This is a genomic window from Gabonibacter chumensis, assembly GCF_024741215.1.
In the GTDB taxonomy this organism is placed as follows: Bacteria; Bacteroidota; Bacteroidia; order Bacteroidales; family Marinifilaceae; genus Gabonibacter; species Gabonibacter massiliensis.
In genome coordinates this window covers 1,034,675-1,061,367 of record NZ_JANSKB010000001.1, presented here as the reverse complement: position 1 = coordinate 1,061,367, position 26,693 = coordinate 1,034,675, and the positions used below count along the sequence as shown (strand labels likewise).

General features: G+C 41.8%; 23 protein-coding genes, 1 tRNA gene and 1 other RNA gene. 8 read left to right on the top strand and 17 right to left on the bottom strand.

Features of this window, described 5'->3' with window-relative positions:
• Positions 1 to 186: 186 nt before the first annotated feature.
• The 4 genes from rbp to NVS78_RS04555 all read right to left on the bottom strand — a co-directional run bounded on the left by rbp (position 187) and on the right by NVS78_RS04555 (position 3,312).
• Positions 187 to 498, bottom strand: coding sequence for an RNA-binding regulator (rbp, locus tag NVS78_RS04570; RefSeq protein ID WP_041502706.1), 312 nt, complete (start codon positions 496 to 498; stop codon positions 187 to 189).
• 242 nt (positions 499 to 740) lie between these two features.
• Positions 741 to 2,066 (bottom strand): MATE family efflux transporter, encoded by a 1,326-nt coding sequence (locus NVS78_RS04565; protein ID WP_286358109.1) that lies wholly within the window; start codon positions 2,064 to 2,066, stop codon positions 741 to 743.
• Positions 2,067 to 2,181: 115 nt separating this feature from the next.
• Positions 2,182 to 2,763 (bottom strand): RNA polymerase sigma-70 factor, encoded by a 582-nt coding sequence (locus NVS78_RS04560; RefSeq protein WP_286358108.1) that lies wholly within the window; start codon positions 2,761 to 2,763, stop codon positions 2,182 to 2,184.
• 174 nt (positions 2,764 to 2,937) lie between these two features.
• On the bottom strand, positions 2,938 to 3,312 hold the full coding sequence (locus NVS78_RS04555; protein ID WP_286358107.1) for a cupin domain-containing protein: 375 nt from the start codon (positions 3,310 to 3,312) through the stop codon (positions 2,938 to 2,940).
• A 123-nt stretch (positions 3,313 to 3,435) separates the two neighbouring features.
• Here NVS78_RS04555 and NVS78_RS04550 point away from each other — a divergent pair, with 123 nt between their 5' ends.
• Positions 3,436 to 4,443: an aldose epimerase family protein gene (locus NVS78_RS04550; RefSeq protein ID WP_286358106.1), complete on the top strand. Its 1,008-nt coding sequence runs from the start codon at positions 3,436 to 3,438 to the stop codon at positions 4,441 to 4,443.
• Positions 4,444 to 4,469: 26 nt separating this feature from the next.
• Here the strand turns inward: NVS78_RS04550 and NVS78_RS04545 are convergent, their stop codons facing one another.
• The 7 genes from NVS78_RS04545 to NVS78_RS04515 all read right to left on the bottom strand — a co-directional run bounded on the left by NVS78_RS04545 (position 4,470) and on the right by NVS78_RS04515 (position 14,228).
• Positions 4,470 to 5,408, bottom strand: coding sequence for an alpha/beta hydrolase family protein (locus NVS78_RS04545; RefSeq protein WP_286358463.1), 939 nt, complete (start codon positions 5,406 to 5,408; stop codon positions 4,470 to 4,472).
• 435 nt (positions 5,409 to 5,843) lie between these two features.
• The gene (locus NVS78_RS04540) at positions 5,844 to 7,079 is read right to left on the bottom strand and encodes a hypothetical protein (protein WP_286358105.1); all 1,236 of its coding nucleotides are present in this window, start codon (positions 7,077 to 7,079) and stop codon (positions 5,844 to 5,846) included.
• Positions 7,080 to 7,114: 35 nt separating this feature from the next.
• Positions 7,115 to 7,321 carry a hypothetical protein gene (locus tag NVS78_RS04535; protein WP_146216442.1) on the bottom strand — a complete coding sequence of 69 codons (207 nt, stop codon included), beginning with the start codon at positions 7,319 to 7,321 and terminating at the stop codon, positions 7,115 to 7,117.
• A 31-nt stretch (positions 7,322 to 7,352) separates the two neighbouring features.
• Positions 7,353 to 8,732, bottom strand: coding sequence for a RagB/SusD family nutrient uptake outer membrane protein (locus tag NVS78_RS04530; protein WP_286358104.1), 1,380 nt, complete (start codon positions 8,730 to 8,732; stop codon positions 7,353 to 7,355).
• A 12-nt stretch (positions 8,733 to 8,744) separates the two neighbouring features.
• The gene (locus NVS78_RS04525) at positions 8,745 to 12,341 is read right to left on the bottom strand and encodes a SusC/RagA family TonB-linked outer membrane protein (RefSeq protein ID WP_286358103.1); all 3,597 of its coding nucleotides are present in this window, start codon (positions 12,339 to 12,341) and stop codon (positions 8,745 to 8,747) included.
• Positions 12,342 to 12,460: 119 nt separating this feature from the next.
• Complete coding sequence (locus tag NVS78_RS04520; RefSeq protein WP_286358102.1) at positions 12,461 to 13,609, bottom strand: FecR family protein; 1,149 nt, start codon at positions 13,607 to 13,609, stop codon at positions 12,461 to 12,463.
• Between the two features lie 79 nt (positions 13,610 to 13,688).
• Positions 13,689 to 14,228 (bottom strand): RNA polymerase sigma-70 factor, encoded by a 540-nt coding sequence (locus tag NVS78_RS04515; RefSeq protein WP_041502691.1) that lies wholly within the window; start codon positions 14,226 to 14,228, stop codon positions 13,689 to 13,691.
• 371 nt (positions 14,229 to 14,599) lie between these two features.
• On the opposite strand from NVS78_RS04515, the gene clpP reads away from it, so the two are divergent.
• Together clpP and clpX are read left to right on the top strand one after the other, a co-directional pair.
• Positions 14,600 to 15,274 (top strand): ATP-dependent Clp endopeptidase proteolytic subunit ClpP, encoded by a 675-nt coding sequence (gene clpP, locus NVS78_RS04510; protein ID WP_041502690.1) that lies wholly within the window; start codon positions 14,600 to 14,602, stop codon positions 15,272 to 15,274.
• 3 nt (positions 15,275 to 15,277) lie between these two features.
• Positions 15,278 to 16,495 carry an ATP-dependent Clp protease ATP-binding subunit ClpX gene (clpX, locus tag NVS78_RS04505; RefSeq protein WP_286358462.1) on the top strand — a complete coding sequence of 406 codons (1,218 nt, stop codon included), beginning with the start codon at positions 15,278 to 15,280 and terminating at the stop codon, positions 16,493 to 16,495.
• Positions 16,496 to 16,527: 32 nt separating this feature from the next.
• Here clpX and NVS78_RS04500 read toward each other — a convergent pair whose 3' ends face one another.
• Genes NVS78_RS04500 through NVS78_RS04490 form a run of 3 tightly spaced genes read right to left on the bottom strand, consistent with a single transcriptional unit; the run spans position 16,528 to position 19,269 of the window.
• Positions 16,528 to 17,244 carry a tRNA threonylcarbamoyladenosine dehydratase gene (locus tag NVS78_RS04500; protein WP_286358461.1) on the bottom strand — a complete coding sequence of 239 codons (717 nt, stop codon included), beginning with the start codon at positions 17,242 to 17,244 and terminating at the stop codon, positions 16,528 to 16,530.
• Positions 17,225 to 17,926: a TatD family hydrolase gene (locus NVS78_RS04495; protein ID WP_286358101.1), complete on the bottom strand. Its 702-nt coding sequence runs from the start codon at positions 17,924 to 17,926 to the stop codon at positions 17,225 to 17,227. Before NVS78_RS04495 ends, NVS78_RS04500 begins: the two co-directional genes overlap by 20 nt.
• A gap of 53 nt (positions 17,927 to 17,979) precedes the next feature.
• The gene (locus NVS78_RS04490) at positions 17,980 to 19,269 is read right to left on the bottom strand and encodes an L-cysteine desulfidase family protein (protein WP_286358100.1); all 1,290 of its coding nucleotides are present in this window, start codon (positions 19,267 to 19,269) and stop codon (positions 17,980 to 17,982) included.
• Positions 19,270 to 19,440: 171 nt separating this feature from the next.
• Here NVS78_RS04490 and NVS78_RS04485 point away from each other — a divergent pair, with 171 nt between their 5' ends.
• Entirely contained in the window at positions 19,441 to 19,971 is a 531-nt protein-coding gene (locus tag NVS78_RS04485) for an SPOR domain-containing protein (RefSeq protein ID WP_286358099.1), read from the top strand.
• Here the strand turns inward: NVS78_RS04485 and NVS78_RS04480 are convergent.
• Positions 19,961 to 20,947, bottom strand: a complete 987-nt coding sequence (locus tag NVS78_RS04480) for a GSCFA domain-containing protein (protein WP_286358098.1) — start codon at positions 20,945 to 20,947, stop codon at positions 19,961 to 19,963. The two genes, NVS78_RS04485 and NVS78_RS04480, sit on opposite strands and share 11 nt — an antisense overlap.
• A gap of 115 nt (positions 20,948 to 21,062) precedes the next feature.
• On the opposite strand from NVS78_RS04480, the gene NVS78_RS04475 reads away from it, so the two are divergent.
• The 3 genes from NVS78_RS04475 (at position 21,063) to NVS78_RS04465 (ending at position 22,774) form a co-directional block, all read left to right on the top strand.
• Positions 21,063 to 21,617: a manganese efflux pump MntP gene (locus NVS78_RS04475; protein WP_286358097.1), complete on the top strand. Its 555-nt coding sequence runs from the start codon at positions 21,063 to 21,065 to the stop codon at positions 21,615 to 21,617.
• A 60-nt stretch (positions 21,618 to 21,677) separates the two neighbouring features.
• Positions 21,678 to 22,079, top strand: a transfer-messenger RNA (tmRNA) gene (ssrA, locus tag NVS78_RS04470).
• Between the two features lie 311 nt (positions 22,080 to 22,390).
• Positions 22,391 to 22,774: an MmcQ/YjbR family DNA-binding protein gene (locus NVS78_RS04465; protein ID WP_286358096.1), complete on the top strand. Its 384-nt coding sequence runs from the start codon at positions 22,391 to 22,393 to the stop codon at positions 22,772 to 22,774.
• A gap of 49 nt (positions 22,775 to 22,823) precedes the next feature.
• On the opposite strand, the gene NVS78_RS04460 is transcribed toward NVS78_RS04465, so the two are convergent.
• Entirely contained in the window at positions 22,824 to 23,156 is a 333-nt protein-coding gene (locus NVS78_RS04460) for a transcriptional regulator (protein ID WP_286358095.1), read from the bottom strand.
• Positions 23,157 to 23,334: 178 nt separating this feature from the next.
• Between NVS78_RS04460 and NVS78_RS04455 the strand changes: the two genes are divergently transcribed.
• A tRNA-Asn gene (locus NVS78_RS04455) sits at positions 23,335 to 23,408 on the top strand.
• Positions 23,409 to 23,502: 94 nt separating this feature from the next.
• Here NVS78_RS04455 and NVS78_RS04450 read toward each other — a convergent pair.
• Complete coding sequence (locus tag NVS78_RS04450) at positions 23,503 to 26,586, bottom strand: ABC transporter substrate binding protein (protein ID WP_286358094.1); 3,084 nt, start codon at positions 26,584 to 26,586, stop codon at positions 23,503 to 23,505.
• Positions 26,587 to 26,693 lie beyond the last annotated feature (107 nt).

Here is a 26,693-nt window from a genome sequence, read left to right as displayed (position 1 = left end):
GAATGGATTGGCAAATCCGAAGAGAATAAACGTTTATTTCTTTCGTTTATGGATAATTGCCTCTAATTCAACAAGAATGTCTTTTTTTTCTAATCAAAAAAAAGGACTGCCTAAAACTTGTTAGACAGTCCATTTACATTATTTTAAATCGGACTCGGAAAATTTTTCTACTTTCCGAAATACGGATCAATATCTCCTGTTCGAGTTATAACCTCCGCGATTGGAATTATATCCGCCACCGTTATTACCTCTTTCAACACGAGGCTTTGCAACAGCCACGTTGATTACTTTGCCGTCGTATTCAGCCTGATTCAATGCATCAATAGCTTTTTGACCTTCAGCATCGTCATTCATTTCTACGAAACCGAAACCTCTTGAACGACCGGTTTCCCGGTCCATAATTACTTTTGCGGACGAAATGCCTCCGTACTCTGCGAATAGCTGATTTAAATCGGTATCATTTATACCGTAACTCAAATTTGAAATGTAAATGTTCATTATAAATAAACTTAAGATTAATAATAAATAAATGAGGACGAAAAAAAAATTGAAAGGAAGTCTACTTAACAATAACATTTACTGCCGGGCAGGAATTCGAATACAAAAACTATTTCTTCTCAAATACGTGTCAAAGGTAACACAATAAATGAAACGGACACTATAAATATCGTTTTATTTCTATTTATTTTTCAATATCTTAAAATACCTCCCGTTTTAGGAAGAACAAAACGTTCTAATATTCAAATCTCTTTATTCTTCCAACTTCCTTTCTTCATATACCAGTAAGCTAAACTTCCCATCGACAGCAGGTATATGTATTCCGTCGTCCAGCAGACGGCAATATCCGCTTTCCGATAGATAACAATATAAACGACCGACGATACGTAAAAGAGAAGAGAAATCAGTTCCATGTACAAAGCCGGACGGGTGTTGCCGGTCCCAGAGACCATATTGAAAAGGATATTGGCCGGAACACTGATCAGATAAACGAATATCATCACGTAAAAAGAAGGAACCGCCGCTTCGATCAGAGAGGAATTATCCGTGTATATCCTCATGATCGGTGTCGGAAACAAAGCCATTAACAAGACCAGAGGAAGAATAAACATATAACAAAGTCGGCTCACCTTTTTAAAAGTCTCCATCACCCGGTGTTGCTCCCCCGATCCTAATAAATTACTGACCAACGAAGAAGCCGTGGTAGCAAAAGCACTGACAATAATAAAAAACAGAGAGGATATATTACGAAGTACATTGGTAATAGCCAACGGACGCTCCCCCAAATGTTCGACGGCAATAAAAAATAAAAACCAGGTACTAATGGATATAAATGCCTGCATCATGGTCCATACGGAAATATTCAATATACGGCCGAGTAATTGCCTTTCGAAACGCCGGAAACGATATAAATTATATTTATTCCGGTCTACCCTAATTCCCGTGTAAAAGACAAAGAAAAGCAAAGAGACCATTTCAGCTATCACGGAAGCGATCGCTGCTCCCGCGATACCCAATGCCGGAAAACCGAATTTACCGAAAATCAACATGTAATTCAACACGATATTCGTTCCGACCATGACCAAAGAGTTGGCCGTAAGCGTACGCGTATCCGCAATTCCGATATAGAATGCCCTGAATATCAATGCCGCAAACGAAAAAAAGAAGCCGTACACTCTCCAGTTCAGGTAACTAAGGGTAGCCTCGTATACTTTAGGAGAGTCTATGATGGCATCGAGTACCGGAGCCGAACAAATTCTGGAAATAGAAAAAATCAACGTCGCCCAAAAAAGCTGAAACAACAATCCTTGATTAAAAATAGATCCGATTGAAGCATAATTACCCTCTCCGTTCCGCCTGCCGATCAAAATCTGAACCCCCGTACTAAATCCGAACCCGAGCATGAAGATCGCTAAGTAATAGACTCCTGCCAACGCGGAAGCCCCTAACTCGATTTCACCGACACGCCCCAAAAAGGCCGTATCCGTCATTCCGATCAAGTGTTCCATTAACACACTGATCAGTATCGGGCCTGCTATATGTAAAATCTGTCGGTTGGTAAATCGCATAATCGGTTTAAATTTGAAGTCAGGGCGACAAAGATAATCTAAAAATCAAATGTTCCCGTTTTGTTTACCGAGAAGAAAGCATTTCTTTTAGATACCTGTTCCTAAAAATATAACGTTAAAAACCCGGAAAAAACATCGTAACATACACAAAAACATCTCCAAGACGGGTACGCAGAAAAGTTTTGGCCCGTTGTTTTTGGGTCTTAATCGTATTCGGGCTGATTTGCAACAACTCGGCAATCTCCTTATCCGGCAACTCTTTAATATAAGACAAGGTAAAGATCTCCCTGCACTTTTCCGGTAATTCGTTAATGGCATCGAAAATTTCAGCCACGACATCGGCCCGGATCTGTTGACAAAGAATATAATCTTCATCCCACTCTTGCCGACCTAATTTTTTATAATTCCGTTCCTGAATTTCCCGATCCCGGAGATAATTCAAACAACGGTTCTGAACGCTATTGTACAAAAAAATTCGAATCGTTTTTAGATTCGGAAATTTTACGATATCCGTTTTCCAAAAAGCCAAAAAAACATCCTGAACAATGTCTTCCGCCTCACAGGAATCTTTTACGATCTTCAAGGCAAAAAGGCACAAGCGTTTGTGAAAAAAATAGAATAAACATCGGAAAGACCGCGGCTCCCTATGGACTAATCCTTTTATAAATTCTTCGGATTGAATATTAACATCAGACATATTCCAGCTCATTATCTTTCCTTACGCGTATGTATATTTTACAAATATATTTATAAAATATTATTTTCACAAAGAAGTATGAACAATAAACAAATATTTGAACACCCCCGTGCACATTCATTCCATTAAAGGAAGCAAATCGATGATTACGCCATCAGTACCTCATCCGTACACTCAATCGTCCCCAATAGGATCAATACCCGTATTCTCGATCATAAGCACAATAGCTTTATTTTTAGCAATAGGCCTGTGCATAACCCCTTTGGGAACACATACTCCTTCATATTGTCCCAATTCAAAAGTACCCTTCTCCGTTTCCAAAACAATACTACCATCGATAACAAAAAACAACTCATCGTCATGATCATGTTTATGCATATGAAATTCTCCTTCAAAAATACCTAATCTGAACACGGAAGAGTTTACATTACACAAGGATTGATTAAACCATTTATCGGTACAATTTTTCACGATTTCCGGGACATTTATTTTTTCAAGATAATCGTACTGAATGTCCATCTGTAATTTATAATTCAATTTTTGACTCATATGACTCTTTTTTAATACTTTATATTCTATTTTCTTATAGCACGAAAGATATTAAAAATGTCTATTCATAACAACAAAAAACTATTTTCTTTAATTTTACCACAACCAAAACAAGAACCGATTATGCAAATCAAAGAATATATTTTAAAGAACGAGAATATTGAGGTTCACATCTGTAATTACGGTGGCATCATAAAAAACATATACACGCGTGACTGCAATTGGAAATTAGTCGATATCGTTCTGGGATTCGATGATCCGGAGCAATACGTATCTCCCGCTTATCTGAATGATTATCCTTATCTCGGAGCCACGATCGGCCGTTACGCTAACCGGATCCATAAAGGAGAAATCACATTGAACGGGCAAATCTTCTCTTTAGAAAAAAACGACCGTAACAATTGTCTGCACGGCGGATCGGCAGGATTTGATCGTCAATATTGGGACGGGGAACAAATCGACGACCATCACTTAATTCTACGTTATACCAGTAACGACGGAGAAGGAGGTTTTCCCGGTAAATTGGAGGTCACCGTTCAGTATATACTGGTCAACAACATGTTGAAAATAACGTATGATGCCACGACCGACCGGGACACGTTTGTAAATATCACCCACCATCCCTATTTTAACCTGAATCCGGAGCAGGAAACCATTGCGGGACTGGAACTTCAATTATACTCCAATCGCTTACTGGAGACCAACCTGGAACTCATCCCTACGGGAAATATTCTAACCGCGGATAGAGATCACACGTTTCATTTTCCGAAACGGCTTTCGGATATTATTGAAAAAGACGGTTTAGACGATTGTTATCTATTTCCCGATTTAGGCTCTATCCAATTAATGGCAGAACTTAGTTCTCCCCGGACAGGTATACTGCTAACGATACTCTCAGATTATCCCGGTCTACAAGTATACACGGGCAAACATTTACAAGTACAAAAAGGCAAACAGGGTAAAGATTACGGTGCATTTTCCGGCGTTGCCCTGGAAACACAAATGCTTCCGGACAGCCCGCACCATCCCTCTTTTCCCTCGACTCTTTTACGACCGGGAGAAAAATACCACCATACCACTATTTACTCTTTGAACTGTTTTAGCCGGGAAGAAACAGAGGATATATGGTAAAAACGGGGAAAACTTCCCCGTTTTTATCAATTAAAACGATACGCTGCCTTTCTCATCTCCGACTGAGATTTAAAAGGATGTTCCGGTTTTAAATATTTCGCCAAAAACTGGTATATCGAATACCGAATTTCAGTAGATTGTTTCGTATCGATACGATCAAAAGAGTGTCCGCCTGGAATCTCTTCGAATATTCGATACTCGAATTTCTTTCCCTCGGCTTTCAGAGCCCGGATCAAATGTTCCACTTCCAATACACTCACATCGTCGTCATTCGTGTTCGTGTGTATCAATAAAGGAGTACGCAATTTTTCCGCATGCCAAACAGGAGAACGACGCTTGTACTCTTCCAAATTGTCTTTGGCCGTTTTTCCGATATGGTTCTTATCGGAAAAGATTTTTCGGTAGCTATCACTGGCATACCCCATCCTCATGACAATATCAGAGACCGGAACCCCTGCAAACCCACACACATAAGCATCCGGATGCTGAAACAGATTCATCAGAGTAATCATCCCTCCGTGACTCCAACCGATTATCCCGATCCGGTTTTTATCCACGAAACTGTAATTCTCAATCATATGATTCCGGCTTTCGTACACATCTTCATTCTCTAATCCGCCGTAATCGATATGATCGTAGGTCTGTTTCCCATACCCTGTACTTCCCCTGTATTCGGCAGCAACCACAATATATCCCTGCGCCATTAATTCCCGTATGATATGGGCATAATAGGTCGAAAAATCCGAATGTACTCCGCTATGGGCAAAAACGATTAAAGGATATTTTTTATCCGTATTTATCGTTTTGGGTATAAAGACATAAGCCCAAAGTTTCAACGGATTTTTAGCTCCCATCTCAGTCGGATTCTGTACATTCGCCCGGGGAGGACCACACACGAAAACCTTATCGATATAGGCTACATCCCCCACCTCGTTATACCACAGAACATCATCCATTTTTTTCATCAACTTATCGTTTTGGTGACGCAGGTTCCCGTTCTCCGTCCTCAACGCCTTCAACTCTTGCCGAAGTTCATCTGTTTCCTGAGCGTACAAAGTACACCCCACGAGGCACAATAATACCCCCGTTACATACCTCATTATTTTCATAATCCACATCGTTAAGTTAAACATTGAAAACAAAGATACCAATTTTAGAATAATATCATACAACAATGATTTTATTCCTTTTTAATCAAAACCGTTACAATAAAATAAGCATAAAACAACAATCGATATATTTTAGAAACATCGCAAACCTTCTCCAAAGTATCGATTTTTACCCTACATTTAACGATAGCATTTTTATCATTATAAAAAAGTCGCGATACTTTTCAGTATCACGACCTTCTTATTTAAACACATACACAAGACGATGCACCCTCTACTCGAAAAATCCTTTTACTCTTCCACCTTCGTGAAAAGATACCTCATTCGGTAGAAATAAGCAATTTCGTCTCCCCAATCGGCATAAGTATCCTGCAAGAAATCGACAGGCTCGAAATCCACGATATGCACTTCAAGCGTTTTACCGCTATCGAGCACTCGGAATCCGACTCTGGCAGGACGTATATCCGTCTGATTGTCGGAGAAGGTAACGTTTACATTACTCAACTCCATATAAGGCAGCAATATAATATCTTCCAAATCACTCACCTCATCCTCTATCTCCCCGAGGAAGGTCACCTCGCTATCCCGGAAATACTTCCGCAGATCTCCGGTCATATGTACTTTTAACTCGTCTTTCTCTCCGGATATAAATTCCAGGATATCATCCGGACGGTTATCCAACGGCATATTATCCAAATCGTTCGGATACTCGCACCATCCGACGATAAACTCGTAGCTGGCAAACTCCTTGAAAGCCCATTTTCCTAACATCCGCTCATAAAAAGAAGGACCTACGATTTTAATCGTCAGCCTATTGTAGTCTCCGACAAAAAAGCGGGCATCCGGATCTAACTCCAGTTCGATTATGTCTTTTCCGGCTTCCAATGCCAAAAAGTTAATGCTGATTTTAGCTTTTTTCTGGCCCGCCGGAATAACAAATTCATTCACATCTCCTTCAATAGAAAAATGTTTTCCTAATTCGGCGGTTGTCGCTTCGGTAAAAATAAACGGTAAATGCAAATCCACGGAAGGCACGCTATTACTGTTCAATTCTCCGCTAATCTGTATTTCCACATCCAATTTTTGCGTCAATTCGGCTTTTGCCTTCATAAAAGAACAACTGAAGCGTTCTTTCAATTCTATCGGAATCATGGCGATCTTATTATTCCACAACCGGTATCCGGATACCGGTTTCAAGGCCAACTTGATCTCACGTCCCTCGTTAAGATTGTCTTTAGGCGTAATCACTATTTTTGCGCTCGACTCCCCCGGTTTAAATTCGAATTGACGGGCCGAAATCGTATAATCTTCATCTAAAACAGCTGTTCCCGTAATATCAAAAGGGACCGAAAAAGCTTCGCTCGCCGGAACAGATGCTAAAAGGGTAACCTCTAACGGAGCCTCCGCTTGTAAAATATACACGGCCCGGTCAAAAGATAGGGTCGAATCTTTATCATCATCATCGTTACACCCTGTTGCCAAACAACCGAAAGTGAACAGAGCGAATAGAAACAATATATTTTTCATATGCTTTCATTTTAATTATTAGAAGATCATTCGAACTACTCCACTTCCGTAGCCGTTGTATACTCATCCCGTTCCGCCTGAACCGCATCCCGCTCCTCCTGAGTCAACACCTTTGCTTTAGGCAATACATAAGGATCCACATTTTTATAATCATCGGACTTTTTAGGATAATCTCCGACATCGCCGCAACCGATAAAAGAGAACATCCCGCCCATAACCAAAATATATATTAGCTTTTTCATAATTCTACCTGTTTTGTTTCGTTTGACACTATTATTCATATCCTTCATTTTGAATCAATCCCGGTAACAGGGCGATATCATTTTTAGGCAAGGGAGCCGTGTACAGATAGGTACTCGTCTCGTACTTCAATCCGTTTCTTGCAACCCAGAATTCCGGGCGTCCGTTTCGTTTCAACTCAAACCAACGGTCTCCTTCCATATACAACTCTTTCCGACGTTCATCGAAAATAGCCGACATCAATTTGGTCAAAGAGGCTCCGGTCGCATCCACCTTAATCCGGGCATTCGGGTTTACCTCCGGCAAAGTTTCAAGGGTATAGGGGACGTAATCGCTAATCCGTTTCTCCCGTAACTGGTTTAAATACGACAAGGCTTCCGATGTCCCATTACTTTGATGAGCGTAAGACTCGGCCAGTATCAAGCACATCTCCGCACTACGTACTCCGGAAAAAATATTTTTCATATTCAACCTTTTCTCATCGAAAGAGATAGCGTAACGCACGTCTCTTCCTTTCTCGACAAACAGATCCACAAACTCTTTTCTCGCAGGGCGGTATTTAGCATCTCTCTTCGCATCCGCGTAATCCGAATCTGAATAAAAATCCCCGGAAATCACGTAAGATCTTAACAAAATATTTCCTTTTTGAGTGTTCTGACTCTGAATCATATCCGTATACTCCTGCCCCGACAACAAGGGATATTTTTCTAAAATCTCTTTTGCTACCGGAATAGCATTACCCCAATCCTGACACCAGAAATAAAGCCGGGCTAAATAAGCCTTCGCCACATCCGCCGTAAAACGATACATCCCTTCCCGGACATTATAAGTAATGGCTTTTTTCAAATCCTCTTCGATAAATTTTGCCGTAGTTTTCAAATCGGAGCGAACAGGCTTTGCTTCCATATCGAATGTACTGACAATCGGTAAGCCCAACCTATCTTCAGCTGTTTGCGGGTCATAAGGTTCGCAAAAATTACGCATCAGGTTATAATAACAAACGGCTCTCAAAGCATAAGCTGTTCCTAAAACATTCTTTCCCAATTCAGACTCCCGTTGTTCCATGTTATCCAAAATCAGGTTGCAATCCCGGATCACGGCATATAACTCCTCGTAATCAGACTGGAAATCATTGATTTTCGACCCTACGTATATAGGCAACGAGATTCCTGCCGTCGACAAATTCGTATTCTGATTATCACCATAACATTCATAATTCAGAATGGTCCTCGCATTTCCCAAAACGACCTCCTCGCTCCCGTAATCCATATCGTTCAGTCGGGCATGGAGAATAGCCGAAAACTCTTCGGCGCTTTTGGGAATAGCAACACCCTGTTCTTTGACATCCAAATAATCTTTACAAGAACAGCAAAAGCTAAATACCAATAATATATATAATTTCAAATTTTTCATATCCTGTCATTTTTAGAATCCAACGGTTATACCTAAAGTCACGGAACGGGTCTTCGGATAGGTAGCTCCCGGTGTTTCCGGATCAAGTCCCGAATAATTCGTAATAGTAAAGAAATTATTCATCGTCAACATGAAGCCCATAGAAGACAATTTCAATTTATTCAATACCTCCGTTCCCAAATTATAAGCGATCGAGATGTTCTGGATACGCAGATAAGAGACATTCTCCAGCATAATTCCCCGCGTAATCACCGTCTCCGTCGGATTATAATAATCCAAATACAACCGGTCGCCGAAACTATCGATAATACGTCCGTACTTCACTCCCGTCGTGCGAGTCGGTGTCCACCGGTTCGTCCGGTCCCGCTGAACATTCAGATGATTGGTATACAAATCATTATAATCCGACTGAACGGGTTCATAATCTCCGGAAGAAGAGCCCACCCGGCTATAACTGGCCGGAGAAGCAAGATTGTTTATCACCTTTGCCCCGGACGAATAAGAGCCACCTACATTCAAACTGACATTTTTATAGGAAAAATTCACATTGAAACCTCCGGTAACGGGAGCGATATTCGTTCCCAAATAAAAACGGTAATTATCGCCTTTATGCAAATCCGTGGCCTGATTGATTTCAGCATCCGGACGCAATTCGAACAAGTACATCCCGTTTTGAGGATCGATACCCGTTACCCTTCCGCCGAATATACCGCTCAGGGGGAATCCCTCGTAGGAGTAATAGGTGGAGGCAGGAGGATTATATTTTTTCAACTTATTCTGATTCCAGGCCACATTTGCCGAAACTTTCAATTTAAAATCTTTTCCATCCAATACCTTCACGTTCAGCGTTCCCTCGACCCCCTTATTCTCTATCTCGGAAGTATTATATCCCTGATGATTGAATCCGGTTGTCGTCAACACCTTCACGTCGGTCGCCACATCGGAACTCAATCGATAATACCACTCCACCAAACCGGAAATCCGGTCATTCCATAAACCGAAATCCAACGCTAACTTCATATCCTTTGTTTTCTCCCATCTTAAATTCGGATTAGGAGCATTATACACGGTAGCCATCCGCAAACCGTTACCGAATTTACGATTTACCTTATCGTAGTTCATGATTAATTCCGGACTATAAGAGGTATTCACGTTACCCGTGTAACCGAAAGCTGCCCGTAAAGCCACCCGGTTCAATACCGGCTTCAAAGGAGCCATGAAGTTCTCGTCTCCCAAATGCCATACGGCACCCAACGACCACGTCGGATTGAATTGTTCGTCGCTACCGAAATGATTTGATCCGTCCGTTCTGAACGAGAAACTAAAGATATAGCGTTCCATCAGATAGTAATCCAATGAAGCATAGAAAGAAGCAAAACGATTCTCGATCACGTTTTCTCCTGAAAGCTGGTCCACGATTGCCGCAAAAGATTCCAGATCGGAATAACTGATATTATCTCCACTCGCGGGTTTAGAGGGGATGGGAATGGAGGAATTACCCGTTACCGGATCGTAACCATACCGTTTGGCATACATGCTTTTAGCCTTTGTTCCCCGTATCTCGGCTCCGGCCAATAGGGACAAACGATGATTCTCACCGTACAGGTCGTCATACATGAAATGTCCCCTTAGGAAATAACTGCTGTTGTTCCCGGAAGTCTGTGTAATCGAACCGTATACCCTGTCCGGATTTTTACGATCGAAACTAAACCGATCGGCGTAAGCCGCATAGGTATTGATCCCATTGACATTATCCGTTTTATTATTGGTAAAAGTATAGGAAGCCAATCCTGCAAATTTCAATTTCTCGATAAAGCGATACTCTACTCCCATTCGCAAGGTGGTTGAGAAATTATTTACCTTACTGGAAGTTTCATCGATCTCCCGCATAATATTAAATCCGTTGGGCGGCAATAACGTCGTACTCGATGCATCATTCATCTTGGGTAACGAATAATAAGTCACGTCCGCCCGGTAACTTCCGTCTTCGTTATAGGGACGTTCGTAGGGATTGGCAAAATAAGCATATTTGAAAGGATCTACGTTCAAAGAAGAACCTCCGGATTTCTGCTGGGCCAAATCAAAACCAAAATCCAATTTCAATTGGTCTATCGGCATTAAATTAATTTTGGCATTGAAATTATATCGGTCATAATCCGTTTTTTTCAACACCCCATTATCTTTCGAATACCCTAATGCAATATAATAAGTAGAACGCTCAGCACCTCCCGAAAGAGACAGATGGTGGCTGGTCGAAACCGTAGTACGGAACAATTCGTCAAACCAATTCGTCGTGTGCCCGCTCAACTCCCGAAGGTAAGCATCCTGTTCTTCCGCACTCATCGGTTCGTAACCATTATCACCTTTGAACTTGCCGTCCTTTCCCAACCGACCGGAGCGTAACATACCGACAATACCCACAACCGGATAACGAAGGCCCTCATTGTACTTTTCCGCGGAGAATTCATCCCACAACTCCTGTTCCCATGCCAATTTTTCGGACGAATTCATCAGATTTCCATCCCGTTGCGGTTTTCCTACAATGGTAACATTACCCGCGTAATTGACCCGCATCTTTCCGGCTTTCCCCTTCTTGGTCGTCACAACGATAACACCTCCGGCCGCACGGGAACCGTAAATAGCTGCAGCCGCGGCATCTTTCAATACCGTCACATTCTCTATATCATTCGGGTTTACTCCCCCGATTCCGTTCAAAAAAAGCGTACTGAAATCGCCGGATTTAATTTGAGTTGTCGAAATATTAGGAAAAGTTTGTTGCAACGGAACCCCGTCTATAACCCATAACGGATCGGCATCCCCGCTAAATGTACTGGTTCCCCTGATCCGTATCTTAGCCGACTCACCCGGACGTCCGGATATGGCCTGTACGCTCACACCCGCAATCTGCCCCTGAAGCAAATTATCCACTGTCGGTTGAGCTTTATTGGCAAAATTCTCTTTCGTTAGGACAGCCACGGAGCCCGTCGCTTTTTGTCTTGTTGTTTGTCGAAATCCGGTGATCACGACATCATCCAAAGCCACCTGCTCGTCCTTCATTACCACGTTATATTCCGTTTTGTTCGGATCGAATTTTACTTCCAAAGTCTTCATCCCCACGAACGAGAAAACAAGTATTACCGTATCTCTCACTGGAACATTCAAGGTAAACTTTCCGTCATTACCCGTGGCGACACCGACCAACGTACCCTTTATCATAACCGAAACCCCAGGCAAAAGCAAACCGCCTTCATCACGCACCGTCCCTTTTATATTTACCATCTTTACTGAATCCTGTGCCGGTTTAGCCGACTCATAATAAATAATTACATGCTCATTAACGATTTCGTATTTCAACGGCTTATTCGCTAATGCCCAATCCAGAATTTCAGAAACAGTTTTTTCCTTGACCTCACCCTTCAATTGGTATCCTTTCACATCAGCATGGTTAAAAACGAATCTGAAACTGGTCTGTTTCTGAATCTTTTCAAATAACTGAACAAGATCCCCATTCATCGTTAAACTCAATTTTTCCTGCTGTGACCAGACTTTCGCATTCAGTCCCGAAATGCCCAAAGCCATGACGAGGCAAAACAATTTAAATTTAATCATAATCCAAATGAGTTTTTCTCTTAGATTTTTCATAGTTTTGTTGTTAATGATTAGACTTTAAAATTCCTCTGACAAGGAATTTTACCGATCGGGGGATACGCCAACATCTCCCGATTTTTTTAATTCTGACAATTTTTTGTGACTTTTAATGTTTTCCCTTTTAATTCGACTTTAATGTTTTTCGTTTTTTCTAAAATAGATATGACTTCATCCACCGGAGTACTTCGCTTAAAAGAAGCCGTGAAAACATACTCCTTCACTTCCGGATTAACAAAGAACAGATTCAGATCGTACCATCTGGCCAACTCTTCGAACAACTCCCCCAACCGACATTGCCTGAAGTTAAATTCCCCGTACCGCCAGGCAACGTAATCCATAGGATCTACCTCCCGAACGACCATAGAATCTTGTTCCAAAGAGACTTGTTGTCCGGGGATCAGTCGTACCGCTTGTTTTCCATCCTTTACCTCAACAGCCCCCTTTACCAAAGTGGTATGTTGGCTCTCTTCAGGATATACTCTTACATTGAATTGAGTCCCCAACACGCGAACATTCATTTTTTCCGAATTCACGATAAAAGGCTTTCCATCCGCTTTTTTCACATCAAAAAAACCCTCTCCCGTCAAGGTAACCTCACGGGTGTCTCCGGTAAAAACAATCGGATAATAGAGCGAACTCTCCGAATTCAACCACACGACGGAACCGTCGGATAGAGTCAGAACGTATTCGCCTCCCCGGGGTACCGCAATCCGGTTATAGGTCCGTTTTGCCTCCTCCCCCACGATATCATAGGCCAACCTATTTCCGGAAAGTCCTCGAATGACCACTCCTTTCTCTTCCGTGACAGGTTTTACCAACGAATCGCCAAGCACTATTTTTTTACCGTTGGATAACGTCAGAATGGCTTGCTTTTTACCGGGCACGACTACCGGATTATCCGAAACGAACTCGTTTTTCTCCATTGGATTCCACCATAGAATCCCCACTCCGAAAAGAAGAATAAACACGGCGGCATAGCGTATCCATACCGGGACGATTCTCTTTTCATCTATTTTCTGATGAATTTTTTGCCACTCTCTTGCCAAAACGATTTTGCGTTCACACCCCGCGATATATACAGCGAATTTTATTCGCTCCAATTCGTGATATTGTTTCCGATGTTCGGGCAAAGCATACCACTCCATAAACAAACCCTCCTCTTCAGCGGAAAGCGATTCGCCACACAACTTATCATAAATGATCCCTTCTACTCCCTTTTCGGTCGTCATTTTTTATACATTTGTTTAAAACAATTTTATATAAATGACAGGAATCTCTCCAAATGGTGGGGCTCGGAAATGTTAATTTTTATTTTTTTCGAAATAAAAAAAACAATATGGATTTCAATTTTTCTTTTGAAGTATTTTCCCTTATAAAAGCGTAGGCTTTACGAATATGATCTTTGACCGTATTTATCATAACACCCTGCTCTTGTGCGATCTCCGCGTAAGATTTGGACTCGACAATACTTAATTCCAAAATCTTCCGTCTCTTTTCCGGCAAACGTTCCAGTAAACGTTTTACGTTTTGAATCAACTCCTCCGGCTCTTCTTCACACTCTTCCTCCACGTACGATCGTTGGTATTTATCCACGACCAAACTGTGTTCCCGGTAATTCAGACAACGATTCCGCGTACTATTTCTTAAATATCCCCGTTCATTTTCCACCCTCTGCAAAGCATCACGGTTTTCCCACAATTTCGTATAAAGTTCCTGAACGATGTCCTTAGCCACCTCGAAATCACGCACGTAATAAACAGCGACCCGCAACAAATCCTTATAATATAGATCAAAAAGAGTCTTAAACGCCACTCTATCGCCCGCTTTTATCCTTTCAAACAAATCCATATTTTATATTTTGCTGCTTATTATCTTTAAAATCCTCCCAAAAGTTTTTATTGGCGCAAACAATAATTCACACTAATAATCAACTATTTATATTATTTCTCATTATTACAATCTAATTTAGAATTCCTTCGTTCCCGAACAGAAAACAAATATGATTTTATTGTATTCAAAAATAAGAATTTTTTATTACTATAAAAACCTTTACCTATTTTCCAATCGAAAGCTCTTTATAGACGACCTCTACACGTACGGCATATTCCCGCACCTTTACCCGATCAGCCCCGGATAGTCACCACCCGGTTAATCTTTGTTACATACTTGTCTTTCGCTTCGTTTTTTCGTAACTTAGCGGCGGATTAAATTAAAGTAATATGTTTCCAAAAAATGAATTTCAAAAATATGCCACGAAACATAAAGGCATTAGCAGCTTAAACCTGCACCGATTCGAATCTGCCACGGCAAGCTATATATCTCCGACCATCATCGAAGAGCGTCAATTGAACATCGCCACGATGGACGTATTTTCCCGTTTGATGATGGACCGGATTATTTTTTTAGGTACACCTATCGACGATGATGTGGCCAATATCATTATGGCTCAACTTCTTTTTCTGGAATCCACGGATCCCGGAAAAGACATCCAGATTTATTTCAACACGCCCGGAGGTTCCGTGTATGCCGGTTTGGGGATATACGACACCATGCAATATATAAAATGTGACGTGGCAACTATCTGTACCGGAATGGCAGCTTCCATGGGAGCCGTGCTCCTGACAGCCGGAACTAAAGGGAAACGTTCTGCCCTGCAACACTCCCGGGTAATGATTCACCAACCCATGGGTGGAGCCTCAGGACAAGCATCCGATATCGAGATCACGGCACGTGAAATTGCCAAATTGAAAAAAGAACTATACACGATTATTGCCGATCATTCCGGAAACCCGTTCAAAAAAGTGGAAAAGGATTCCGATCGAGATTACTGGATGACTGCCGAGGAAGCTAAAAACTACGGCATGATCGATGTGGTATTAACCAGAGAAAAATAAATGATGCAGGACAAGTGCTCTTTTTGCGGAAGATCCAGAGATGAAGTGGATCTTCTTATATCGGGTGTGGACGGTTTTATCTGTGATATGTGTGCAACACAAGCGTACGATATCGTACAGGAAGAACAAAAAAATCATACCTCTTCGTTAAATTTGGATCAGATCGAAGTAAAAAAACCGATCGAGATCAAGGAATTCATGGATCAATACGTGATCGGGCAAGACGAGGCTAAAAAACATTTAGCCGTAGCCGTGTATAACCATTACAAACGTTTGGCCCAAAAAGAGACTCAGGATGACGTCGAAATAGAGAAATCGAATATCATTATGGTCGGCAGAACAGGAACGGGAAAAACCCTGTTGGCCCGTACCATTGCCAAAATGTTGCATGTTCCTTTTACCATCGTGGACGCCACGGTTTTAACGGAGGCCGGCTACGTGGGAGAAGATATCGAATCCATATTGACGCGATTGCTTCAAGCCGCCGATTACGACGTGGAAGCCGCCGAGAAGGGGATCGTGTTTATCGATGAAATAGACAAGATCGCCCGCAAAGGAGACAACCCTTCCATTACCCGGGATGTCAGCGGAGAGGGAGTACAACAAGGGCTGTTAAAACTACTGGAAGGCTCGATCGTAAATGTCCCGCCCCAAGGAGGACGCAAACACCCGGAACAAAAATTGATACCGGTAAATACGAAAAATATTCTATTTATCTGCGGTGGGGCTTTCGATGGTATCGAGAAAAAGATAGCCCAAAGAATGAACACCCAGGTGGTAGGCTTTACTGCCAGCAAAGAGACGGAAACCATCGACCGGGACAATATGCTTCAATACATTGCCCCTCAAGATTTAAAATCATTCGGGCTCATTCCGGAAATCATCGGGCGTCTGCCGGTATTGACTTATTTGGAACCGTTAGACAGACAAGCCCTGAGGAATATTCTCACGGAACCCAAGAATGCCATTATCCGCCAATACGTGAAATTGTTCGATCTGGATCATATACAATTGAATTTCGATGAAGAGGTATTCGAATACATTGTCGATAAAGCGATCGAATTCAAATTGGGGGCACGCGGACTTCGTTCCATTTGCGAAGCGATCATGACAGACCTGATGTTCGAGATTCCCTCGCAAAAATGCGAGACCGTCACTATCACCAAAGAGTATGCCGAAAGCAGGTTACAAAAATTAAGTGCCCAGAAACTTCGGGCCTAATAAAAGAAAAGCGGTCAATGACCGCTTTTCTTTTATTTCCCTATCAAATCACGAATCACGACAGAGGCGCAAAAACAACCGAATGCAGGCGGCATATAAGAGATCGTTCCCACATTGGATTTCTTATTTTCACCCTCGCTTAGAACCACCGCTTCAGGATCGACCTCTTCCGGGGAGAAAACGACTTTTACCCCTTTATACACACCTAATTTATGTAATCTCTTCCTCAGCATTCTTGCCAAATTACAATTATAGGATTTAGAAATATCCGCAATCCGTATTTGCGTAGGATCGAACTTTCCCCCGGACCCCATCGAGCTCACGATAGAGTAACCGTTCTGCAAACTGTGGTATATCAAAAAAATTTTAGGGGCCAACGTGTCGATCGCATCCACAATATAATCATAAGAAGCCATCTTCAACACTTCAATCATCCGATCGTCCCGGATATAATCATTGATAACATGCAATCGTATTTCCGGATTTATATCCCGAAAGCGAGCGGCCATAACTTCGGCCTTAGGCTTGCCCATGTTACCATCTAAAGCAGGCAGTTGACGATTTTTATTGGTCTCCTCCACGCAATCCCCGTCAATAATCGTCATCTCTCCTATTCCCGCACGACACAACTGTTCCGCGGCATAAGCACCTACCCCCCCTAACCCCGCGACCAACACGTGAGCTTCCTGCAATTTCTTCAATGCCTCTTTCCCGATTAACAATTCCGTCCTACTTAACCATTCCGTCATCATACCTTATCTCTATCACTTTTTTATAATTATCCCAAATAACCCGCTTCAACTCCTCTTCTCCAACTCCCAATTCAGAAGCCGCAGATTCGTATATCGCCTCGATCCGGACGTCCCGGTCATCACTCTCCAAAAAAAGAGCGTACAACGGAATCTTTCTTAACAAGCGAAATGCGTTCGAATGAGGATTCAACAGCTGAGGCCCTACCGAAATATAAAAACCGTGTTCCAATAACTGATTAAGAATCTGTTCATTATTATTAAAACCATGAATAATCCAAGGGACCGTCGTTTTCATGCCCTTACGAATCCGGATCAAATCGGGATAGGCCTTAACGCAATGAATAATCAAAGGTTTTCGCGCCTGTTCCGCTAACTCGACCTGTCCTATCAACAAGGGGATCTGATCTGAAAATAACACGGCAGATCTCCGGTCCAAACCACATTCTCCCACGGCGACAACCTCTTTTAAGGCGATCATTTGCCCCAACTCCTTCAAAATTTCTTCCCTTTTTCTCGCGAGTTTTTTCATCGGATGCCAACCTACGGAATAGAAAAATCGCTCCCCTCCCGAACGCCTCTTCTTCAATTCGATCTTCAAACCGGCATAAAGTTCTCCGACGTCCAATATATTGACCCCGCCCCCTCCGCAGTGCGTATGTATATTTACATAGGAAACCATTTCTCTTTGCTTGCAAGACAATTTCTTCTACACAAAGATAGGAAAAAGGGAGACTATTTACTTCCCTTACGACACATAATATTCAATATTGTCTTATCCGTTTCTTCCATTCCGGCCGTTCCGATCAACCCGACATTTCGGATCGTCTTTTCAATATCGTCCTCTATGATCCCGTCATCATGGGTTTGAATTCCCCGCATGGCTAATAAAGCCGCCTGCACGGCAGCGGAGACCCCGGAGTATACTTTTAAAGCACATCCCTGCTTTGCTCCGTCGCACATCATTCCCGTCAAATTGGAACACATCGTTTTTATAGCATTTACGACTTGCTCGTAACTCCCGCCCATCAGGTAAGTTATGGCAGATGCAGCCCCGGTCCCGGCAATCAGAATACCGCAAAGAGCCGAAAGATGCCCCATGTAGGAGTGAATATGAGCCGCAATCAAATTACTCATGGCCAAAGCCCGCACCAACTGCTCTCTCGATGAACCGAATTTTTCTGCCGCAACAATAACAGGCATATACACCGTAATGCCTTGGTTACCGCTACCGGAATTGGTCATTACAGGCTTCGGGCACCCGTCCATACGAGCATCGGAAGCAGCCGTAGCCTGAATCAAAGCATTGTTCAACAAATCATTTTCCAATACTCCTTTATCGATATTTTCCTGTAAAGTTTTACCGATTTGCAACCCATACTCCTTTCTCAATCCTTCCGAAGCAATCTCCTTATTCATCTCGGCTCCCTCCAATACGAATTCGATATCTTTCAACTCCACCTCATGAATAAAATCCCATATTCTTCTGACACTCAATACAGGACAATTATCTTCCGATAATTTAGAGACATCCACCCGATACTCTTTTTTAAAAATAACCTCCCCGTTTTTCTCCACATACACGATATTCGTGTGGTCATTCATGATTATCACTTTTGCCGTATCATCTCCTTTCCGGGCATCCACTTCCACGTATAACTTATCGGGTGCATCCTCTTTCATGGAAATGACGACTTTCGATACCAACTCCTTTGCAAATAATAAATTATCCCCTTCGTTCACCTCTTTCAGTACCTCCAAACCATATTCGCTCTTGCCGCAAACGGCACCTAAAGCAGCAGCAATAGGAAGGCCTACCATCCCCGTTCCCGGAATTCCCACGCCCATTCCGTTTTTGTATATATTCCCGCTCACCCGCACCTCCAAATATTCGGGAGTACTCCCTAAAACCTCTTTGCATTTAGCACAGGCAAGGGCACAAGCCACGGGTTCCGTACACCCCAAGGCAGCTTTAGCTTCTTTTCTTAATATGTCAACAATTTGGCTATTCGATACTTGAGTCATTCTATATGATTTTTACACGTGAACTTTTAATTATTTCCCCATCCGACAAAAATAATGTTATTTATCTATTTTTCTATCATTTCAATACAATTTATGCTATCTTTGTTCATTCCATGAAAGACCATGGTAGCCTATTGTTATAACGCGAACGATTAAATACATCTTATAAAAATGAGAGCACTTTTAGTCACGGTATTATTATTGATAGCGAATTACGGTCGGGGGCAAAACGACTCGATTCCTCCCGTTGAGAAAGAATTTGATTTTATACGCGAATTACTGGAACCCAATCGCTTGGGTGGAGTAAATATTCACATCTCCGGAGATCATAGAATCGAAAAATTGGTCAGATTAAATATAGCCAATAATAAAAAAGGATACTCGTTCAAAGGCTATCGAATCCAGATACTATCCGCAAGTTCTTTTAATTCAAACGTCGATAGTTTAAAAAAATACACGGAAGATTTTGAAAAGCTTTTTCCCGATATTCCGGCTTATTTACAATACTTTGATCCCGATTTCAAAATCAGGGTTGGAAATTTTCATTCCCGCCTCGAAGCAATCCCCGCTTTAAAACGTATCCGTAAGAAATATCCTAACAGTTATCCGGTAAAAACAGATATCTATTTAAAAGAATTAAACCGGGTACAGGAACAGGATACGACTTCCGGTCCGGACTCTTTGTTGCCATTCAAACGGTAAGAGAAGCTTCAAGTTGCTTTATCTCTCTCGCGAAATTTACGGTTGGATGAATCCGGGTAACCTCTCGAATGGCAGCCAATAGTTTTCGTACTAAATTTCGATAATCATCGGAAGTCGCATCGAACGGACGATGAGTTATTCCCTTGTTTATTCGTCCGATCGTATTCATCACGCCCAACACATCCGGACTGATATAGCTGAACAACAAACGCTCCCAAATATAATCGACCGTAAACGAGGTTAAATGAAGCATATCTTCGGCGTAAAAACGATAATCCCGCAACTCATCCAATACAATCTCGTAAGCGGGGAAATAATAAACCAGCTCCACGGCCTCCCGTATTTGCTCAATGGCCAGTAACAATGTCGATTTACTCAATTGATTGCCATCGGCTCCATCTTTCCAGTGACGGATCGGACTAACGGTAAACATAACCCGCAAATCGGGATTCACCTCCCGCAAGCGACGGATCAACGAAATATATTCGTCTGCAATCTCCCCGACACTCAACCGATAACGCTCGAACTCCTTAGCGGGAATCTTATGACAATTCGCCACCACCATCCCCGTCTTCATGTATTTATAAACCCAGGCCGTACCCCATGTTACGACTAATAAATCCGTCCTTTTCAAATTCTCCCGGGCCTCTTCCAATCTTCCGTTTATCCGGCTCAATACCGTCATAAGTTCTCTATCCGAAAAACAACCATGATGATAGAGGCTTATCCATTTCCCATTCTCATGTAATAAATCCGACTCCTGAAACTTTTTGTCGTCTAACATCAGGCGAAGCACATTGGCTACCGAACGGGGATTATACACGATGCCGCAAGGGTTAACATCCACATCGAATTTATAATAAGTAAACTTATTACCCATGTTTTCGGCGAAACAAGAACCCAGCAACATCAGTTTGGAACGGTAATCGATCAAAAAATCGGGAGGGGTGATATTCACCTTCGTCTGCAAGTTCATTTCCTTTTGTTTTAATTTTAAACTCTTTAAGCTCTCCTACAAAAATACGGAAGATTTACCTCTTTTGTACCGACAATCTCCATCTATTTTATATTTTTGTACAAAATATCTGTGTATGGGAATCATCACCATGTTTATGATTGCCGTTGGTCTTGCGATGGACAGCCTTGCCGTAAGTATCAGCGGGGGGATTTTTATGAAACCGTTTTGGTTGAAACAAGCCATGAAGTTAGCTTTAACCATGGGGGTTTTTCAAGGAGGGATGACCCTCGCAGGGTGGGCTCTGGGAGTCAGTTTCAGTTCGTACATCACAGCATACGATCATTGGATTGCTTTCATTCTATTATCTTTCTTGGGAGGCAAAATGATTTACGAGTCTTTTCAGAAAGAGAAGAGTTCTTTCGCCTCATTGTCGAACAAAACCTTATTAACCTTAGGAGTAGCAACCAGTATCGATGCTCTTGCCGTCGGAATAAGCATGGCTTTTCTTAAGGTCAGTATATATCTCCCCTCATTTATTATCGGCTTTACAACATTCGTTTTATCCCTTGCCGGAGTTTGCTTCGGTTACCGCTTCGGAAAAATAAAAGGAATCAATGTGGAATTGCTCGGGGGAATCATTCTGATCGCTATAGGAACAAAGATCCTTATCGAACATTGCTCCGAATAATTTTCTTCCGATCCCTTCAATATACCGCATATTTCATTATCTTTGCTGTCGCATAACTATGGGGCAGACCTGGATTTGACAGCATGATGAATAGGTATGTAAGCATGTCGGGCGTAGTGAAGCCGGCCCGTTAATCCCGGACTCAAAATTTTAATTGGCGAAAATAATTACGCTCTTGCTGCCTAATCGAATCACAGTAGATTCAGGCTTAATCTCCGCTCAAGGATAGTGGAGACAAGACATCCCGCCGGAGGATCCACCTTGTTCCAACCGGCATCCGGGGTGCAGGCAATACAGGGTTAGTCGGCGTCATGCTTCGAGGCGCAGGTGACATTCAGAAGCTAAGGTACAGTTTGGGTGCTCTTTTCCGGGCTGTATTCGAAAACCAATAAAAAGCTAAGCATGTAGAAAGCATATGGATTCCGTGTTTGGACCAGGGTTCGATTCCCTGCTGCTCCACTTCGTTGTCGAGAACCGAATTCTTGCCATAACGGTATAAAAGGGTGCACTGAAAAATGCACCCTTTTTTCATTGGGAGATACACTTAAACAAAATGCACGAACCTCCTTTACAAGAGCCCGATAAGGCACAGAAGAAACAGCCAACTCATCGCGTTAGTTGATAAAAACGCCGAAACGGAATTGTTCTGCCCGAACGTTTTTATAACAAATTCCATTAAAACTCATACAAGAAATTCATGAATTTATCCCACACATTACATTATTCCGCATGAAATAATTATACTTTTGTCAGAACTCTTAAAACAAGAATTTATGAATATTGAAGAATTTCGGGAAATTTGCCTCTCCTTTCCGCACACGACAGAAGAGTTTCCATTCGATGAAACCACGCTGGTGTTTAAGGTCTTCAACAAAATGTTCGCCTGTACCGATATCCTACCTTTTGAATGGATCGCTTTAAAGTGTCAACCGGAAAAAGCGATTATGTTAAGGGAAGAGCATAGCGAAATCGTCCCGGGGTATCATTTCAATAAGAAACACTGGAACACCGTGTACATTCACGGATCGTTATCGGATAAACTGATCGAGGAGTTAATCGAACACTCTTACCGGGAAGTCATTCTAAAACTACCCAAGAGTTTTATAAAAGAGAATTTCAAAGAGTTTTCATTGACGGAATCCAACCGAAAGAAATAGGGTAACTTTTCAGTAGCTACCCATTTTCTATTATAAATTTTCCATCCCGTCAAACCTTGTTGGGTTTTCGAATATAATGCGGCATTTCAAAAGGTATCTCCAAGGAAAATTCTACCAGTCCCCGGTACTCTCCGTTCTCATACCAGGGTGTCTGATAGATCAGTTTTTTAACGCCGTTCTTTTCAATCGTGTAAGCATTTGTCGAATGATTTTCCATCAAGCCGAGCAATTTCGTTCGGGCCGGCTCCGGATGACAATCCAACACGTTTTGTCCCACCAGATCACCGTGATTCGTTTTTTGAGATTTATCATTCATCATCAAGATATTTCCGTCGTTATCACATACCGTGATTGCCACGTTTAACTCTTTCATATAATCCATAGCTATTCTTTTTTATTTATGCTGCAAATCTACAACATTTCAATACGATTTCATCCACCTGATTATGAAAATAGTCCCTTCGTAACTCCCGGTCCCGTTGATTTTTTCAAATTATTTCTTCTAAAATATTTTGCAGGAACCAAACAAATCCATATATTTGCATCGCTTTTGAGAAAATTCCTTAGTAGCTCAGTTGGTTAGAGCGGCGGACTGTTAATCCGTAGGTCGTAGGTTCAAGTCCTACCTGAGGAGCCGCAAAAAGCCTTACAAATTCTGTAAGGCTTTTTTTATTCCTTTCTTTTCTGAAGAAAAGATTCCTTTTCAGACTGTATTTCCAATATCCCCATCAAGAGAGGTGTTTTTTCAAAATAGAATGTATCGTCACGGATTTTATAGGTTTACTTATAAAATCCGTACATCCTGCCTCCCAGCATTTCTCCCGATCCACTTCGAATGCATAAGCCGTTTGAATGATTATAGGGATATCCGAAAATTTACGGATCTCTATCATTGCTTCCAAACCATCCATACGAGGCATTTTCAAATCCATCAGGATGGCATCGTACTTATTTTTCTTAAACATTTCCACTGCCTCTATTCCATCTCGAGCCCGATCCAACATATAATCTTTCTTCAACAATGCCTTTAACAATAGATAATTACTATCCGTATCTTCGGCAATTAAAATATGCTTCTTATCCTCATTCGCTATCACAGGCCAATCTTCCGGCTCGTTAGAGACCTCAAAGACAAAATGCCCCTTAGCCTCATCCAGATAAAGAGGTATACGAAAATAAAAAACGGTACCTTTTCCCAATTCAGACTCGACGCGAATATCACCACCTAACAAATCCATAATAGCCTTACAAATAGGCAAACCCAGTCCTGTCCCCGGCTTGAACTCATCCACCTTATAAAACCTATCGAAAATACGCGGCAAACTCTTTTCCGGAATCCCTTCTCCCGTATCAGCAACCGAAAACTCCAACCATTCCCGATCTTCCGAAAGCCGGGTTCCTAAAGTAATCTTTCCTTGTGAGGTAAATTTCTTGGCATTATTAATAATATTCGTAAAGACCTGCGTAAGTTTCACGCTATCCGTTTTTACCCGTAAACCTGTTGGAATCTCCTCTTTGACCAAAACAATTCGTTCAGGCATCAAAAGCCGATGAGTTTCAAAAACCGAATTAACCATCTCATTTACGTCACACTCTTCCACCTGACATCCGACCGAATTGGATTCGATACGAGAAAGATCCAATATATCATCCAACAAAGACAAAAGCAGTTTACTATTTTTATTGATCGCAGCATAAAATGTTTGCTTTTCTTCATGGGAATAATCCTTTTCACATATTAGATTTGCAAAACCGACAATTCCATTGAGAGGAGTCCGTATTTCATGAGAGATATTTGCCAAAAAAGCGGACTTCAAACGATCGGATTCTTCCGCTTTTTCCATAGCGTGTTTCAACTCTTCTTCTATTCGTTTATGCTGTTCTATATTGATGTCCAACCCATATAAATACTTTATTTTCTTACCTTTACCCACATCAATGGTTTGAACGACACCCCGGCATTCCCACCAACTGTACTGACCGTTTCCCTTGTAATCCACACGATAAGCCGCCGTAAATTCGCCACTATCCTGTTTTTGTACCCTTTCGAAAAACTCACTAAATCCGGCTCGATCTTCCGGATGAACATAGCGTGCAAATTTCTCCAAGGTATCAAAAGGCTCTTTTTGAGCTCCCGTCTCCCCGAACCCCTCTCCAAATTCAAAAGTCTGTTTATCGATATTAAATACCCACGTATAAAAACGTAATATCCCTATCGAAATCTTCAAGAATCTCTGTTGTTGCAATTCATCCGTCATATCCCTGAAAATCAACACGGCTCCGGCAACACCACGCAAACTATCAAATAAAGGAGATATACTTCCCGTCACATGCTTTACTTCTCCCCGTGTCGAAACCAACAATGCATCCGCATTCAACACCTGTCTCTCTCCCGTTTCCATCACTTTTCGTATAACATGCTGCATATATTTTTCATCCCCATCCACACAAATGTTGCACACCTCATTCAAACGTTTTCCTATTCCATCTTGCCCGTATCCCACATTTTCCAAGGCGATACGATTCATTTCCAACACCTCCATCTCCCGATTCACAACAACAATACCCTCCTCCATCGAAGAGAGCGTATGGGATAAAACCTCTGTTTTTCGCTCCAAATTTTTTGCCATTCCTTTAGCCGCCGCTTCCAGTTTCTGACTCCTGTGGAACATGGTTCGGTAACGTAAATAGAAAAAAAGAAATAACCCTAATAAAATGACAAGAAGAACGATGAAAACAACAAAAAAGAATATGTAATTCCGATAAGTCACAAATAGGGAATCAGGTTCATTCACGATAATGCTTCCTTCCGGCAAAATCGCCCGTTCCACCCGCCTACGCTTTAATTGCAAGTCATCAAACATAAAGACACCCTCTGCCGTATCAACCGGCACATTCCGGACATTCTCCCCCTTCAATATCTTCACGGCTAATTTTCCCGCCCGAGTTCCTTGATCCTCCGCCCGCAACAAATACCCGCCCAAAATACCGTTTCCCTCGACAAAATCCATCGAAGACAGGATCGGCGCCGGAGCCTCCTTTGAAAAAATAGGATAATAAACTTCCGCGGACCTATACATTCCCTGCCGATCCCGCTGCCAAGTCGAAAGAATAATAAAAGAGAGAGGATCAAAATTTTTCATTTCCCTTATCAAATCATCCACCGTCGCTTCATGCTCTCCCACGTATTCTATCGGGAACACACGTTCATATTTAACCAATTGGCCTTGGGCCATTTTTTTATGCATCCTTCCGGATTCCGTACTATCCGAAATAACATATACTTTACGAGCTTCCGGAAATAATCTCCGTCCCAGTAAAAAAACTTTCTCGTAATCCAATTTACCAACCACTCCCGTCACATTTTCCCAACCCTCTTGTTTTCTGTCATCAGAGACTGCCACCGCACAGAAAACAACCGGAATTTTTTTTATCATCGGAATATCCAATGAAAAAAAGATTTGATTGGCCTCCTTATCCGAGACAATAATCAAATCCTGTCTCCCCCGAATTTCACTCAACGCCTGAAACAAGATTTCGCCCTGTTTATCCTTATCTTTTGTTCTTTTAGAATCCAAATGAATAATTCTCAAATCAACCCTCAACCCGGCATCCTTCAATTGCCGTTTTACCGTCTCAATGATATTTCTCGTCCATATTTGCTCTTCGTGATAAGAGCTGATAAACAAAACTTGCTTCACCGAATCTGCCGTAGGAAATACTCCTGTTTCTGCTTTTACCGAGATAATTCCAATCATCATCCACACGAACAGCATTCCCCATTCTTTCACTAAATAAGCTATTTTCTTCACTTTACAATGAAATTTAACTGAAATTTGAGATAAAGATATAGCTTTTATTTAAAATAATCTCCTTCTTCAAGTATTAATAAAAAATAATTTAAATCTCAAATTTATTA

Coding starts and splice junctions, on each gene's coding strand:
- NVS78_RS04485 (WP_286358099.1), top strand. CDS start 19,441: ATGAGAGCACTTTTAGTCACGGTATTATTATTGATAGCGAATTACGGT.
- NVS78_RS04465 (WP_286358096.1), top strand. CDS start 22,391: ATGAATATTGAAGAATTTCGGGAAATTTGCCTCTCCTTTCCGCACACG.
- NVS78_RS04490 (WP_286358100.1), bottom strand. CDS start 19,269: ATGACTCAAGTATCGAATAGCCAAATTGTTGACATATTAAGAAAAGAA.
- NVS78_RS04495 (WP_286358101.1), bottom strand. CDS start 17,926: ATGGTTTCCTATGTAAATATACATACGCACTGCGGAGGGGGCGGGGTC.
- NVS78_RS04555 (WP_286358107.1), bottom strand. CDS start 3,312: ATGAGTCAAAAATTGAATTATAAATTACAGATGGACATTCAGTACGAT.
- clpX (WP_286358462.1), top strand. CDS start 15,278: ATGCAGGACAAGTGCTCTTTTTGCGGAAGATCCAGAGATGAAGTGGAT.
- NVS78_RS04525 (WP_286358103.1), bottom strand. CDS start 12,341: ATGATTAAATTTAAATTGTTTTGCCTCGTCATGGCTTTGGGCATTTCG.
- NVS78_RS04460 (WP_286358095.1), bottom strand. CDS start 23,156: ATGGATTATATGAAAGAGTTAAACGTGGCAATCACGGTATGTGATAAC.
- NVS78_RS04545 (WP_286358463.1), bottom strand. CDS start 5,408: ATGAAAAAAATGGATGATGTTCTGTGGTATAACGAGGTGGGGGATGTA.
- NVS78_RS04550 (WP_286358106.1), top strand. CDS start 3,436: ATGCAAATCAAAGAATATATTTTAAAGAACGAGAATATTGAGGTTCAC.
- NVS78_RS04535 (WP_146216442.1), bottom strand. CDS start 7,321: ATGAAAAAGCTAATATATATTTTGGTTATGGGCGGGATGTTCTCTTTT.
- NVS78_RS04515 (WP_041502691.1), bottom strand. CDS start 14,228: ATGGATTTGTTTGAAAGGATAAAAGCGGGCGATAGAGTGGCGTTTAAG.
- NVS78_RS04560 (WP_286358108.1), bottom strand. CDS start 2,763: ATGTCTGATGTTAATATTCAATCCGAAGAATTTATAAAAGGATTAGTC.
- clpP (WP_041502690.1), top strand. CDS start 14,600: ATGTTTCCAAAAAATGAATTTCAAAAATATGCCACGAAACATAAAGGC.
- NVS78_RS04480 (WP_286358098.1), bottom strand. CDS start 20,947: ATGAACTTGCAGACGAAGGTGAATATCACCCCTCCCGATTTTTTGATC.
- NVS78_RS04520 (WP_286358102.1), bottom strand. CDS start 13,609: ATGACGACCGAAAAGGGAGTAGAAGGGATCATTTATGATAAGTTGTGT.
- NVS78_RS04475 (WP_286358097.1), top strand. CDS start 21,063: ATGGGAATCATCACCATGTTTATGATTGCCGTTGGTCTTGCGATGGAC.
- NVS78_RS04540 (WP_286358105.1), bottom strand. CDS start 7,079: ATGAAAAATATATTGTTTCTATTCGCTCTGTTCACTTTCGGTTGTTTG.
- NVS78_RS04565 (WP_286358109.1), bottom strand. CDS start 2,066: ATGCGATTTACCAACCGACAGATTTTACATATAGCAGGCCCGATACTG.
- NVS78_RS04500 (WP_286358461.1), bottom strand. CDS start 17,244: ATGACGGAATGGTTAAGTAGGACGGAATTGTTAATCGGGAAAGAGGCA.
- rbp (WP_041502706.1), bottom strand. CDS start 498: ATGAACATTTACATTTCAAATTTGAGTTACGGTATAAATGATACCGAT.
- NVS78_RS04530 (WP_286358104.1), bottom strand. CDS start 8,732: ATGAAAAATTTGAAATTATATATATTATTGGTATTTAGCTTTTGCTGT.